At 61.1% G+C, this 14,421-nt stretch carries 8 protein-coding genes; 5 read left to right on the top strand and 3 right to left on the bottom strand.

Annotated elements, in window-relative coordinates; all coding sequences use genetic code 11:
* The 3 genes from TMS3_RS01200 to TMS3_RS01190 are packed head-to-tail and all read left to right on the top strand — an operon-like array spanning window position 1 to window position 8,811.
* A complete protein-coding gene (locus TMS3_RS01200) occupies window positions 1-7,293 on the top strand; it encodes an Hpt domain-containing protein (RefSeq protein WP_025163411.1) in 7,293 nt (2,430 codons plus the stop codon).
* Window positions 7,290-8,309, top strand: coding sequence for a chemotaxis protein CheB (locus tag TMS3_RS01195; RefSeq protein ID WP_025163410.1), 1,020 nt, complete (start codon window positions 7,290-7,292; stop codon window positions 8,307-8,309). The genes TMS3_RS01200 and TMS3_RS01195 overlap by 4 nt, the downstream gene beginning before the upstream one ends.
* A 31-nt stretch (window positions 8,310-8,340) precedes the next feature.
* Complete coding sequence (locus TMS3_RS01190; protein WP_025163409.1) at window positions 8,341-8,811, top strand: chemotaxis protein CheW; 471 nt, start codon at window positions 8,341-8,343, stop codon at window positions 8,809-8,811.
* A gap of 82 nt (window positions 8,812-8,893) precedes the next feature.
* Here TMS3_RS01190 and TMS3_RS01185 read toward each other — a convergent pair whose 3' ends face one another.
* From TMS3_RS01185 to TMS3_RS01175, 3 genes are all read right to left on the bottom strand, one after another.
* On the bottom strand, window positions 8,894-10,387 hold the full coding sequence (locus TMS3_RS01185) for an alanine/glycine:cation symporter family protein (protein ID WP_025163408.1): 1,494 nt from the start codon (window positions 10,385-10,387) through the stop codon (window positions 8,894-8,896).
* 224 nt (window positions 10,388-10,611) lie between these two features.
* Window positions 10,612-11,334: a 16S rRNA (uracil(1498)-N(3))-methyltransferase gene (locus TMS3_RS01180; RefSeq protein ID WP_025163407.1), complete on the bottom strand. Its 723-nt coding sequence runs from the start codon at window positions 11,332-11,334 to the stop codon at window positions 10,612-10,614.
* A 74-nt stretch (window positions 11,335-11,408) separates the two neighbouring features.
* Window positions 11,409-12,815, bottom strand: coding sequence for an adenosylmethionine--8-amino-7-oxononanoate transaminase (locus TMS3_RS01175; protein WP_025163406.1), 1,407 nt, complete (start codon window positions 12,813-12,815; stop codon window positions 11,409-11,411).
* A 319-nt stretch (window positions 12,816-13,134) separates the two neighbouring features.
* Here TMS3_RS01175 and TMS3_RS01170 point away from each other — a divergent pair, with 319 nt between their 5' ends.
* Both TMS3_RS01170 and TMS3_RS01165 read left to right on the top strand, forming a co-directional pair.
* Window positions 13,135-13,680, top strand: a complete 546-nt coding sequence (locus TMS3_RS01170) for a cytochrome b (RefSeq protein WP_025163405.1) — start codon at window positions 13,135-13,137, stop codon at window positions 13,678-13,680.
* Window positions 13,681-13,757: 77 nt separating this feature from the next.
* Window positions 13,758-14,336: a YceI family protein gene (locus TMS3_RS01165; protein WP_025163404.1), complete on the top strand. Its 579-nt coding sequence runs from the start codon at window positions 13,758-13,760 to the stop codon at window positions 14,334-14,336.
* Window positions 14,337-14,421: the final 85 nt, after the last annotated feature.

Below are 14,421 nucleotides of genomic sequence, written 5' to 3'. Positions count from 1 at the left end.
ATGGGGGATCGACACGATTATGTCGCCCTGGAGTGGGTCAAGGGCGAAATTGCGGAAACCCTGAAACAGGCGCGTCAAGCCCTGGAGGGATTCGTCGAGAATCCACAGGATCCGACGCGCATGCGCTTCTGCCTGACCTATGTGCACCAGGTCCATGGCACTCTGCAAATGGTGGAGTTCTATGGAGCTGCGTTGCTTGCCGAAGAGATGGAGCAACTGGCGCAGGCGTTGATGGAAGGCCGCGTGGCTAATCTCAACGAAGCCCTGGAAGTGCTGATGCAGGCGATCCTGCAACTGCCGGTCTATCTCGATCGCATCCAGACTGCGCGTCGCGACCTGCCCATGGTCGTCCTGCCACTGCTCAACGACCTGCGGGCTGCCCGTGGCGAGAAACTGCTCTCGGAAACCAGCCTGTTCGCCCCGGACATGTCAGATCGCCTGCCGGCGCTGTCGGTCGAGTCCTTGGCCGAATTGCGCACGGTAGAACTACCGGTGCTGCTGCGCAAGCTGCGGCAGATGCTGCAAGTGGCCTTGGTCGGGGTGATCCGTAATCAGGATATGCCGACCAATCTGGGCTATATGGCGCGAGTTTTCGCGCGTCTCGAAGTCTTGTGCAAAGACGCACCACTCGGCCCGCTGTGGCGGATCGCCTCGGGAATGGTCGAGGGGCTGGCCAATGGCAGTGTAGCCAGCAGCTCCTCGGTGCGGAGCCTGATGAGTCAGGTGGATAAACAGTTGAAACGCCTGCTGGAGCAAGGCGCCGATGGTATCAATCAGCCGGCACCCGACGAGCTGATCAAGAATTTGTTGTTCTACATAGCCAAGGCGCCGGCCCAGTCGCCGCGAATTAATGCGCTGAAACAACAGTACCGCCTCGATGATGCGCTACCGGCTAGCGACATCGTGGACGAGGAGCGTGCACGCTTGGCCGGCCCTGACCGCGATGCCATGCGTTCAGTGGTCGGCGCGCTGTGTGAAGAGCTGGTGCGGGTCAAGGACAGCCTCGACCTGTTCGTGCGCAGCGATCGCAACCAGGTCGCCGAACTGGATACCTTGTTGGCACCACTCAAGCAAATCGCCGATACCCTGGCGGTTCTCGGTTTCGGTCAGCCGCGCAAAGTGATCGTCGACCAGATCGATGTGGTTCACGGCCTGGCCTGCGGCCAGCGAGAGCCGAGTGACGCGGTGCTGATGGATGTGGCCGGTGCGCTGCTCTACGTCGAGGCAACCCTGGCCGGCATGGTTGGTCCGGCAGAAGAGGGCGGCCGTGAAGAGAGCCACCTGCCGACCACCGACGTGGCGCAGATCCACCAACTGGTGATCAAGGAAGCGCGCAGCGGCCTGGAGCAGGCCAAAGACGCGATCATCGAGTTTATTGCCTCGCAGTGGAACCACGAACACCTGGCGCGCGTCCCCGAGCTATTGACTCAGGTCCGCGGCGGCTTGGCGATGATTCCGTTAGAGCGTGCAGCCGCGCTGCTGAAGGCCTGCAACCGCTACATTGTCGAGCAGTTACTGGCGCGCAAGGCCGTGCCTAACTGGCAGAACCTCGACACCTTGGCCGATGCCATTACCAGCGTCGAGTATTACCTGGAGCGACTGGCCGAAGACAATTCGAGCCAGGGCGACCTGATTCTCGATGTGGCCGAAGAGAGCCTGGAAGCACTGGGCTACCCGTTGAAAGATAAGCCGTCTATTCTCGATCGCGTCGAGTCGCAGGCAGACGCAGCGGCGCCGCTCGCCGATCCGCTGGACGATATCGAAGTCCTCTCCGATGAGCCGGCCGGAACTTTAGCGGATGAGGCTGCTGAGGCACCGACTGCGGAGCATTCGGAGTCGTTCGCTGTAGAGCCGCTGGAGCGCCCGAGTAACGCCGATGCTGAGCTCGACGCACTGGCCGCTGAAGACGAGGTGACGGCCGGTAACGCCGGCAGCTCGAACCTGGAGTCGTTAGATACCGAGCTCGAGTTGATCGATTTCGATGCCGAGCCATCAGCCAGCGACACGTTACCAGCCCAAGGGCTGAATGAAGCGCAGACAAGCGCTTCGAACGGCACTGATATGCAGCTGGAAGAGTTCAGCCTTGACGACCTTGACAGCCCTGAGCATTGGGATGAAGCCGAACTGGCAGCCATGCAGTTGCCGGAAGTCGAGTTGCCGAGTGCCCAGCCAGTCGTGGATGAAGAGCCTCTGACCGAGGAACAGCCGCTGTCGATGGCCGATGTGATGGCCGCGCCGACGCAGGCGATCAATCCGCCGGCGCAGGACATTCCACCGAGCCTGCTGCCGCCGCCGGCCGATGAAGAGCCAATAGACGAAGAGCTGCTGGAGGTCTTTGTCGAAGAAGCGGGCGAAGTGCTGGAGACCATTGCCGAGTATTTACCGCAATGGTGCGCGAATACCGATGACAAAGAGGCTCTGAGCGAAGTACGCCGCGCGTTCCATACACTCAAAGGCAGTGGCCGCATGGTTCGCGCGCTGGTCATCGGCGAGTTGGCCTGGTCGATTGAGAACCTGCTCAACCGGGTGCTGGAACGCAGCATTGAACCTGGGGCCGAGGTCCAGCAAGTGATTGCCGACGTAGTGGCGCTGATGCCGGCACTGGTCGATGAGTTCGCCTCGAACGCACAGCGCCAGCGGGATGATGTCGACCTGCTCGCCGCTACTGCCCATGCGCTGGCCAAAGGCCAGAGCCTTCCTAGGCAAGACGCTCCGGCTGCTCAGCTAGCCGATCCAGCGGGTGAAGTAGCAGCTGTTGCGACTGTTGAGGACGGCGTAGAAGCGCTTGATCCGCAACTGCTGGAGATTTTCCGTAATGAGGCAGAGTCCCATCTCGACACGCTGGTAGGGTTTCTGGCCGATTGCGCTCAGGAACTACCGCAGCCGGTGACTGACAACCTGCAGCGTGCCTTGCATACGCTCAAGGGCAGTGCCTACATGGCCGGAATTCTGCCGGTGGCCGAGATCGCCGCACCGCTGGAAAAGCTGGTCAAAGAGTTCAAAGCCAACCTGATTCCTATGGATCTGGCTGAGGCGGAGCTATTGAGCAGCGCTGAACATCTGTTCCGCAGCGGCCTGGAGCAGTTGGACAACCAACCGTTGGCGCCGTTGTCGGGGGCTCCGGAATTCCTTGAGCGCACGCAGAAGCTACACCAGGATCGTTTGGACACTGCGCTGAGCAACCGCCAGAACGAGCAAGGCGAACACCGCGACCCGCAACTGATCAGCATCTTCCTCGCCGAGGGCATGGACATTCTCCTGGATGCCGAAGAGTTGCTGCGCCGTTGGCGTGAGCATCCGTCCGAGCGCCAGGAGCTCAGTGCCTTATTGGAGGAGCTGACCACCCTGGGGCGGGGTGCGGACATGGCCGAGCTACCGCAGATCGACGAGCTCTGCGAGGCCTTGCTCGACCTTTATGGCGCCGTTGAAGAGGGCCGCTTGGCGGTCAGTGAGCGCTTCTTCAGTGAAGTCGAACTGGCCCATGAGGCGCTGATCAGCATGATGGATCAGGTCGCTGCCGGCCTGCAGGTCAGTGCTCAGCCTGAGTGTGTCGACGCGCTACGCAGCTTGCTCGATGAGGCGCTGGATCCGAGCGCGTTGGCGCTGCTGTCCACCACCGGCGACTCGGGCATGCAGATAGTCGAGCTGGATGCCGCTACCGCAGCGCTTGAACAGGCTCTGTGGGAGTCGGACGGTGAGACCGAGGTGCTCTCGCAAATCGACCAGCAGGTCGATGAAGATGTCCAGAATGATGCAGTTTCCGCTCCCGTGCTCGATGCCACGGCGCTTTCCGCGCCCAGTGCGGATGAAGCGTTGGACGAGGAAATGGTGACGATTTTCCTCGAAGAGGCGGTGGATATCTTGGAGAGTGCGGGCCAGGCGCTGGAGCGCTGGCTTGCCGAACCTGATAATAGGGCGGCGCTATCGTCCTTGCAGCGCGACCTGCACACCCTCAAAGGCGGTGCGCGGATGGCCGAGATTCGTCCGATTGGCGACCTCGCCCACGAACTGGAGTCGCTGTACGAAGGCTTGCTGGATCGCCGTTACAGCCATTGTCCCGAGCTCGCCGAGTTGCTGCAGCAAAGTCATGATCGACTGACTCAACTGCTCGAACTGTTGCAAAAGCGGGTCGAACTGCCGCTGCCATTGGAGTTGATCGAGGCAATTCGTACCTTCCGCGAAGTCGGCAGGCAAGGCTTGTCGAGTGCGATGGCTCTGCCTGAGGCTGAATTAGAAGCCGAAGCCGAAGCCGAAGCCGAAGCCGAAGCCGAAGCCGAAGCCGAAGACGAAGACGAAGCCGAAGACGAAGACGAAGCCGAACTGAGTCTGGAAGAAGAGCTGCCGACGACTGTTGAGGTCGAAGCCGAGATAGACCCCGAAGCGCTCGACCTGAGCATGGCGGCCGATGCCGCCGAACTGCAGCCATCAGGGTTGGAACCGATTTGTGAGCAAGCGGCCGAGCCGGCAGTAGAGGATGAGCGCGACCCTGAGTTGGTCGAAATCTTCCTCGAAGAAGGGCTAGAGATTATTGACAGCTCCGGTGCCGCCCTGCAGCGCTGGATGGATGACGTCGACAACAGCCTCGAGCTGGAAGCCCTGCTGCGCGACCTGCACACCCTCAAGGGGGGGGCACGAATGGCGGAAGTTGGCGAAATCGGCGATCTCGCCCATGAGCTGGAGTTTCTCTATGAGGGGCTCAGTGGCGGGCGCTTACGTGCCAGTGCTGATTTGTTCGGCTTGCTTCAGGCCTGTCACGACAGCTTAGCGGAGATGCTTGAGGCTTTGCGCGATAAGCGCGCTATACCGAGTGGCGACTCGCTAATTGCGACGATCAAGCGTTTCCGCGCCAATCCGGATGAGCAACTGAGTATGCCGTCCGCGGTTCAGCTCAAGGCCGCTGCCGAAGGCCAGGACGATGCCGAGCCGGATATCCTCGAGATATTCCTGGAAGAGGCCGATGACCTGCTGGAGGCCATGGAGACTGCCATCGGCCGTTGGGAGGGTAACCGTGGGGAAGGCGCGGCGGTCGATGACATGCTGCGTATTCTGCATACTCTCAAGGGTGGCGCGCGCCTGGCCGGGCAGAGACGACTGGGCGATCTGACCCATGATCTGGAGCAACATCTGACCGAGGCCCAGGCAAACGGTGCGCCCTGGCCGGAAAGTCTGGCCCTGGATGTACAGTCTGGATTCGAAGGGCTGCAGAAAGAGCTCGACCAGCTGCGCCAGCGTCTGCAAAACAGCCAGGTCGCTGACACTGCAGCCCCGTCTGCTGGCGAAGGGGTGGTCAAGCCCGCACCGGCTGTCACGCCGGGGCTGGTGGCACCAATTGTCGCCGCCAGCGCTATGCCAGCCGAAGAGTTGGTGGAGAAGGTTCTGCCGTTCGTTCGTCGTGCCCAGGAGGCCGCCCAGGAAACCGCCGCTCGCCGAGCGCCACAAGAGCTGGTCAAGGTACCGGCGGAGTTGCTGGAGGGCCTGGTCAATCTGGCCGGTGAAACCTCGATCTTCCGTGGTCGGGTTGAGCAGCAGGTCAGTGACTTCGGCTTCACCCTGAGCGAGATGGAATCGACCATCGATCGTGTGCGCGATCAGCTGCGTCGTCTGGATATTGAGACTCAGGCGCAAATTATCAGCCGCTACCAAGCCGAGGCCGAGCGTTCGGGCTACGAAGATTTCGACCCCTTGGAAATGGACCGACACTCGCAGCTGCAGCAGCTTTCGCGCGCACTGTTCGAGTCGGCGTCCGACTTGCTCGATTTGAAAGAAACACTGGCGGCGCGCAACCGCGACGCGGAAACCCTGTTACTGCAGCAGGCACGGGTCAATACCGAGCTGCAAGAGGGCCTGATGCGCACTCGCATGGTGCCGTTCGACCGCCTGCTGCCACGCTTGCGACGTATCGTTCGGCAGGTCGCCGGCGAGCTGGGCAAGCAGGTGGAGTTCGTCGTTGGCAACGCTGAAGGCGAGATGGACCGTGCCGTACTTGAGCGTATTGTGGCGCCGCTGGAGCACATGTTGCGTAACGCGGTCGATCACGGCATCGAGTCGAGCGAGGTGCGGCGTACTAGCGGCAAGTCTGAGCAGGGCACGATTCGCCTGAGCCTGGGGCGTGAGGGCGGCGATATTGTCCTGACTCTGGCCGATGACGGCGGCGGCATCAAGCTGGATGCGGTGCGCCGAAAAGCCATCGAGCGAGGCTTGATGGACCAGGAGTCGGACCTGACCGACCATGAAATTCTCCAGTTCATTCTTGAGGCCGGCTTCTCTACGGCCGAGCAGGTTACGCAGATTTCCGGGCGCGGCGTCGGCATGGATGTGGTGCACTCCGAGGTCAAACAGCTCGGTGGTGCGATGAGCATCGACTCGGTCCTGGGCGCCGGAACCACCTTCACGATCCGCCTGCCGTTCACCGTGTCGGTCAACCGCGCGTTGATGGTGCTGTCCGGCGAAGACCTGTACGCCATTCCGCTGAATACCATCGAAGGCATCGTGCGGGTTTCACCCTACGAGCTGGAGGCCTACTACGCGCCGGATGCGCCACGTTTCGAGTATGCCGGCCAGGCGTATGAGTTGCGTTACCTGGGCGACTTGCTGAACAACGGCCAGCAACCCAAGTTGATCGGCCAGAGCCTGCCGTTGCCAGTGATTCTGGTGCGCTCGAGTGAGCACGCCGTGGCAGTGCAGGTCGACTCGCTGGCTGGCTCGCGCGAAATCGTGGTGAAGGGGTTGGGGCCGCAGTTCGCCGGAGTGCATGGTATTTCTGGGGCGACCATCCTCGGTGACGGTCGGGTGGTGGTGATTCTCGACCTGTTGGCGACTATCCGCGTATTGCACGCGCACTTGCAGAGCCAGTTGCAGCCACGCCTGGCCAGCAGAGTGGCGACTGAGGCAGAAGTCGAGGCGGATCGCCCGACACTGGTCATGGTCGTGGATGATTCGGTGACCGTGCGTAAAGTCACCAGCCGCTTACTGGAACGCAACGGGATGAACGTACTGACGGCCAAGGATGGGGTGGATGCAATCGCCCAGTTGCAGGAGCACAAGCCCGACATCATGTTGCTGGACATCGAGATGCCGCGGATGGACGGTTTCGAGGTGGCGACCCTGGTGCGTCACGACGAACGTCTGAAAGACTTGCCGATCATCATGATCACCTCACGTACCGGTGAGAAACACTACGAGCGGGCGATGACCATCGGGGTCAACGAGTACCTGGGTAAGCCCTATCAGGAGTCGCTGTTGCTGGACACCATTGGACAATTAGTGGGTCGCCACCCGGTCAAACGCACATGAGTGAAAAAAGCGCGGCACGGATTGCAATAATTGCCGACACTTCCCTGCAGCGCCATGTGCTGCAACAGGCCTTGTCCGGCAGTGGCTATCAGGTGGTGCTCAACAGCGATCCTGCGCGCCTGGATGAAGAAACCTTGGGCGCCTGCGAGGTCGATCTGTGGCTGGTCGATCTGGCTCAATCGGATGATTCACCGCTGGTCGACAGTCTGCTCGAGAGCACGTCTGCGCCGGTGCTGTTTGGCGAAGGTCATGCGCCGGAGCGGCATTCGGAGAATTATCCACGCTGGGAGCGTCGTTTATTCGGCAAACTGAAAAAGCTGGTCGGTGATCCCTCGCAAGCGGTAGGGCCTAGCCTGCAAGCCTTGCTTGCCGAGGCTCAGCGCCCGGCGCGCTTGGAACTCCCGGCGGTACTTGCTGCGACTCCACTGGTGGCGGGCGAGCCTGCTCGGCAGGTCTGGCTATTGGCGGCTTCTCTCGGCGGCCCGGCTGCGGTCAAAGCCTTTCTCGATGCCCTGCCGGGTGGTCTGCCGGTAGGCTTTGTCTACGCCCAGCATATCGACGCCAGTTTCGAGTCGGCATTGCCGCAGGCCGTCGGTCGACACAGTCAGTGGCACGTCAACCCTGCGCGGCACGGTGACCTGGTGCGCTGCGGGGAAGTGGTGGTGGCACCGATCAAGCACGAGCTGGGTTTTGCCGAGGATGGCTGCATGCAACTCGCTGAACGCGGCTGGCCTGAGCCCTATAGCCCCTCGATCGATCAGATGATGCTCAATCTGGCCCAGTGCTTTTCTGGATTGTGCGGTGTCATTGCCTTCAGTGGTATGGGTAGTGATGGCAGCGCCGCGGCGGCATATGTGCGCCGCCAAGGTGGCACAATCTGGACCCAGCGTGCCGACTCCTGCGTCTCCTCGAGTATGCCGGACAGCCTGCGCGAGGGGGGCTACAGCAGTTACAGCGCCGACCCGCGCGAGCTGGCCGAAGCCCTGGTCAATCACCTGGCCGAGCAGTGCAGTTAATTTCCGGCGCAGCCCGGTATAGGACATTTTCATGAGCCAAGCCGTAGCCTCCACCAATACTGTCAGCAGCCTCACAGGCCTGCTGGTGCCGTTGGCCGACCGCACTCTGTTGCTGCCCAACGTAGCGGTTGCCGAACTGATTCCCTACCGTGCGCCGCAAGTTACGCAAGGCATGCCAGCCTGGTTTCTCGGCCAGGTTGCTTGGCGCGACTTGCGCTTGCCGTTGTTGTCGTTCGAGGCGGCATCTAATGGACAGGCGCAGATCGGACCAGGTGCGCGGGTGGCGGTGATCAATGCGCTCGGTGGACGCTCAGAGGTAAAGTTCATCGCCCTGCTGGTGCAAGGTATCCCGCGGTCGCTGAAAGTGGGGGCCGACCTGGTGCGCGCCGATGCGCCACTCGCACCGTTGGAACTGGATGCCGTAAGCATCGGTGAGGATGTGCTGAAGATCCCCGATTTGATTGGATTGGAGCAGTTGCTGGCAGATGCCGGATTGATCTGACAGGCGCCACATAAAAAAGCCCCGCCTGCCGAACGGCCCTGATTAGGGGCGAGCGGCAGGCGGGGCTTTTTAGTTCAGCGGTTTAGCGAGCGCTTTCTGGCTGCGCGCCGGGAAGCGGCTGTTCGATAGCGTCGGGTGTGGCCGCTGGTTTCTGGTCGGTCCAGAAGTCGGCATTCTTGATGCCGAGCTTCTCGGGATCGAAGACCGGGTCGAGACCCTGCTTCTTCTGCTCCTCGTAGTCCTTCAGGCAGGTGTAGGCCACCTTGTGCAGCAGCAGGATGGCGCCGATGTTCAGCCAGGCCATGAGGCCAACACCCAGGTCGCCCAGGCCCCACGCCAGGTCGGCGGTTTTCACGGTGCCGTAGACGCTAGCTGCGATGATGCCGAACTTAAGCAGCGGCGCCAGCCAAGGACGATCTACCTTGCGGGTGAGGTAGGCGATGTTGGTTTCGGCAATGTAGTAATAGGCGAGGATGGTAGTGAAGGCGAAGAAGAACAGAGCGATGGCGACGAAGTAGGAGCCGAAGCCTGGCATGATGTTCTCCATCGCGTTCTGTACGTAGCCCGGACCTGCGGCGACGCCGGCGATGCCGGTGAACAGCGCTTCACCGTCGGCACCCTGCACGTTGTACTGGCCGGTTACCAGCAGCATGAAGGCGGTAGCGGAGCAGACGAACAGGGTGTCGATGTAGACCGAGAAACCCTGTACCAGGCCCTGTTTGGCCGGGTGGCTGACGGCCGCGGCGCTGGAGGCGTGCGGACCGGTACCCTGGCCGGCTTCGTTGGAGTACACGCCGCGTTTGACGCCCCACATGATGGCCTGGCCGAGGATGGCGCCGAACCCGGCTTGCAGGCCGAAGGCGCTCTTGAAGATCAGGGCGATCACATCAGGCAGTTGCTCGATGTGCAGCATGACAATCACACAGGCGACGATGATGTAGCCCAGCGCCATGAAGGGCACGACGACCTGGGTGAAGGAGGCGATGCGCTTGACTCCACCGAAGATGATCATGCCGAGCATGATTGCCAGCACCGCCGCAGTGGTGTTGGGGTGGATGTCCATGGCGTTCTGCAAGCCGGAGCCGATGGAATTGGCCTGTACGCCTGGCAGCAGCAGGCCACAGGCGAAGATGGTGACGATGGCGAAGGTCACCGCGTACCACTTCATGCCCAGGCCTTTCTCGATGAAGAAAGCCGGACCACCGCGGTGCTGGCCGCGAACCTCTTCCTTGTAAACCTGGCCGAGGGTGGACTCGACAAAGGCCGAGCTGGCGCCGAGGAAGGCGACCATCCACATCCAGAACACTGCACCCGGACCACCGAAGGTGATGGCGGTAGCAACGCCGGCAATGTTACCGGTACCCACGCGCCCAGCGAGGGTCATGGTCAGCGCCTGGAAGGAGGTGATGCCATTGCTGTCGGTGCGGCCGGCGAATATCAGGCGTGCCATTTCACGGAAATGACGAATCTGCAGGAAGCGGCCACGCAGACTGAAATACAGGCCGACACCCAGGCACAGATAAATCAGTGCCGGACTCCAGATGAGGCCGTTGAGGTAATTAACCAGTTCATTCATACAGTACTCCTCGGGCCCAGGGTGTGCGGCGACCTCCTTTTGGGAAAGGCGCATGCCCCTGGCGAATTATTATTGGAGAGAGGTTCGGCGCGGTGAGCACCGGTCTCGGCAAGTGCAATGTGCGGGGTGGACCGCGGCTCGCAATTGGGGTGCAGAGGATGCCAGAGGCGGGCGGCCTTGCCACCCCAAAAAATCACATCTTGTTACATCAAGGCGACAGGAACTTATGAAAAGTCGCCCCAGAGCTGCTGGGCGACCGCCAGGGCCACCACTGGCGCGGTCTCGGTGCGCAGCACGCGTGGGCCAAGCCGGGCGGCGTGGAAACCTTGGGCTTTGGCTTTGTCCACTTCGGCTTCTGTCAGGCCGCCTTCAGGGCCAATGAGGAAAGCCAATGACTGCGGTCGAGCGTGGCTGGCCAGGGGCTCGGCGACCGGGTGCAGGACCAGTTTCAGTTCGGCGTCGAGCTGCTGCAGCCAGTCGTCCAGGCCAATCGGCGCATGGATAAGCGGAATCGTCGAGCGGCCACACTGTTCGCAGGCGCTGATCGCTATTTGACGCCAGTGGGCCATGCGCTTGTCGGCGCGTTCGTCTTTCAACCTCACCTCGCAGCGTTCGCTGACAATCGGGCTGATCTGGTTGGCGCCCAGCTCCGTGGCCTTTTGGATCGCCCAATCCATGCGCTCGCCGCGTGACAGGCCCTGCCCCAGGTGGATCTGCAGTGGCGATTCGGCCAGCCCTGGGAAGGCTTCGCTGAGTTCGACGCAGACGCGCTTCTTGCCTACCTCAATCAGCTCGCCCAGGTATTCCTGGCCGCTGCCGTCGAACAGTTGCACGGCGTCACCGGTCGCATGCCGCAGCACGCGAGCGATGTAGTGGGCCTGGGCTTCCGGTAGCGTATGTTGGCCGAGGGCGAGAGGAGCGTCGATAAAGAAACGGGATAGGCGCATAAGGGGCGAACCTGGGTCAAAGGCGCAAATTCTAGCGGCAGGCTGCTTCCTGCGCACCGATATCCGTAGGGTGGTTAACCCGGGTCGCGAAAGCCCGGATACAGGGTGTTGCCTACGGCCACGCTTACCGAGTCGCGGGTGGCGATATCAATGCCTTCGCTGGCCACCTCGGCTAGAAAGTCGATCTGTTCCGGGCTGATCACATAAGGCGGCAGGAAGTACACCACGCTGCCCAGCGGGCGCAGTAGCGCACCGCGTTCGAGGGCATGCTGATAGACTTTCAGGCCCCTGCGCTCCTGCCAGGGATAGGCCGTCTTGCTGGTCTTGTCCTGGACCATCTCGATGGCCAGGGCCATGCCAGTCTGGCGCACCTCGGCGACATGCGGGTGATCGGCCAGGTGTGCGGTGGCGCTGGCCATGCGTGCGGCCAGGGCTTTGTTGCGTTCGATGACGTCGTCCTGCTCGAAGATGTCCAGGGTCGCCAGTGCCGCGGCACAGGCCAATGGGTTGCCGGTGTAGCTGTGCGAATGGAGGAAGGCGCGCAGGGTCGAATAGTCGTCGTAGAACGCCTGATACACCTGGTCGGTAGTCAGGCAGGCGGCGAGCGGCAGGTAACCGCCGGTCAGCGCCTTGGACAGGCAGAGGAAGTCCGGGCGGATGCCGGCCTGTTCGCAGGCGAACATCGTTCCGGTCCGGCCGAAACCGACGGCGATTTCGTCATGGATCAGGTGTACGCCGTAACGGTCGCAGGCCTCGCGTAGCAGCTTGAGGTAGACCGGGTGGTACATGCGCATGCCGCCTGCGCCCTGAATCAAGGGCTCGACGATGACCGCTGCCACCTCGTGGTGGTGCTCGGCCAGGCATTGCTCCATGTGGGTGAATATGGCGCGCGAGTGCGCCTCCCAGCTCATGCCCTCGGGCCGGTGGTAGCAATCCGGGCTCGGCACCTTGAGGGTATCCAGCAACAAGGCCTTATAGGTGTCGGTGAACAGCGCGACATCGCCAACCGACATGGCTGCCACGGTTTCGCCGTGGTAACTGTTGCTCAGGGTGACGAAGCGTTTCTTTGCCGGTTGGCCGACGTTGAGCCAGTAGTGAAAGCTCATCTTCAGCGCGACTTCGATGCAGGACGAGCCGTTGTCGGCGTAGAACACTCGATCCAGGCCCGCTGGGGTGAGCTTGACCAGGCGCTCGGAGAGCTCGATCACCGGTGCATGACTGAAGCCTGCGAGCATCACGTGTTCCAGCTGATCGACCTGATCCTTGATGCGTTGATTGATGCGTGGGTTGGCATGGCCGAATACGTTGACCCACCAGGAGCTGACTGCATCGATGTAGCGCTTACCGTCGAAGTCTTCCAGCCACACACCGTCGCCGCGCTTGATCGGCACCAGCGGTAACTGCTCATGGTCCTTCATCTGCGTACAGGGGTGCCAGAGCACGCTCAGGTCGCGTTGCATCCAGTGGTCATTCATGCTCATCGAAACGCTCTCCCAATCATCTGCGGCAAGCCTACCAGATGCGTCGCTGCCGAGGTACGACACGCCTGACGCGCAGAAGAACCGTGCGCGTGGCTAGGCTCATCACTACTTGGCTCGGGGGTATTCGAGGGTGCCTGACTGAACTGCTGCTGATGTCGCGGCATCCAGTCGAGGCGTCAGGATGTCAGGTGTAGAGATCGTATTTCTTGATATTTCGTAGCGAAATTTTTCGCTTTTCATCGATAGATTTGTTGCTAGGCTTGCTCTCCTTTGGTTACTACCGGCTACTGGTAACAGAGCCTTTATATGGAGCCTCGTAATGCAGTGGCGAAACTCCTCCGCCCGTTACGGTGCAGTCAGCATTCTGCTGCACTGGCTAGTGGCCTTGGCGGTGTTCGGTTTGTTCGGTCTGGGGTACTGGATGGTCGAGCTGGACTATTACAGTGGCTGGTATAAAACCGCGCCCGATATCCACAAGAGCATCGGCATTTTGCTGTTTTTCGTCATGCTCGTACGCATGCTCTGGCGCGGGTTCAGCCCATCGCCGAGCAGCCTGCCAGAGCATGGCCGCTTGACCCGTCTCGGCAGTAAGTTCGGCCACGCGTTTCTGTACCTGGGGCTGTTCGTGCTGATGCTGTCCGGCTACCTGATTTCCACCGCCGAAGGGCGTGGCATCAGCGTGTTCGGCTTGTTCGAGGTGCCGGCGACCCTGACCAGTATTCCCGACCAGGAAGATATTGCCGGCCTGGTGCACGAATACCTGGCCTGGGCACTGGTGGTTTTTGCCGGCATCCATGCGCTAGCAGCGCTGAAACACCACTTTATTGACCGAGACCGCACCTTGCTGCGCATGTTCGGTCGTTGATATCCGTTTAAGCCTTTTCCCCAGGCAAGTGGGATACCCCGCGGCCTGACTGTACGACCTCTCAAGGAGAATGTTCCATGCTGAAGAAAACCCTCGCCACACTGGTCCTAGGTACTGCGCTGCTGGGTGCAGGCTCTGCGATGGCCGCCGACTACGCCATCGACACCGAAGGTCAGCATGCCTTCGTCAACTTCAAGATCAGCCACCTGGGTTACAGCTGGTTGTATGGCAGCTTCAAGGATTTCGATGGCAGCTTCAGCTTCGATGAAAAGAACCCTGAAGCCAGCAAGGTCAATGTCACGCTGAATACCAAAAGCGTCGACACCAACCATGCCGAGCGCGACAAGCACATCCGTAGCGGTGATTTCCTCAACGTCGACAAACATCCGACTGCGACCTTCGCCTCGACTGCGGTGAAATCCACCGGCGAAGGCACGGCCGACATCAGCGGTAACCTGACGCTTAATGGCGTGACCAAGCCGGTGGTCATCGCTGCCACCTTCATTGGCCAGGGCGATGACCCGTGGGGCGGCTATCGTGCCGGTTTCAGCGGCAGCACCACGCTCAAGCTGAAAGACTTCGATATCCAGAAAGACCTCGGCCCAGCTTCTCAAGAAGTCGAGCTGATCATTTCGGTGGAAGGTGTTCGTCAGTAAGCTCATTTTGCTGCAACAAAAACGCCGACCCTGAGGTCGGCGTTTTACTGTGCGGCTGACAACCCCCGGCGAAGGCCGGGGTCTT

This window comes from Pseudomonas taeanensis MS-3 (assembly GCF_000498575.2).
In the GTDB taxonomy this organism is placed as follows: Bacteria; Pseudomonadota; Gammaproteobacteria; order Pseudomonadales; family Pseudomonadaceae; genus Aquipseudomonas; species Aquipseudomonas taeanensis.
The sequence above is the reverse complement of the archived record's forward strand: the minus strand, read 5'-3'. Positions and strand labels throughout refer to the sequence as shown.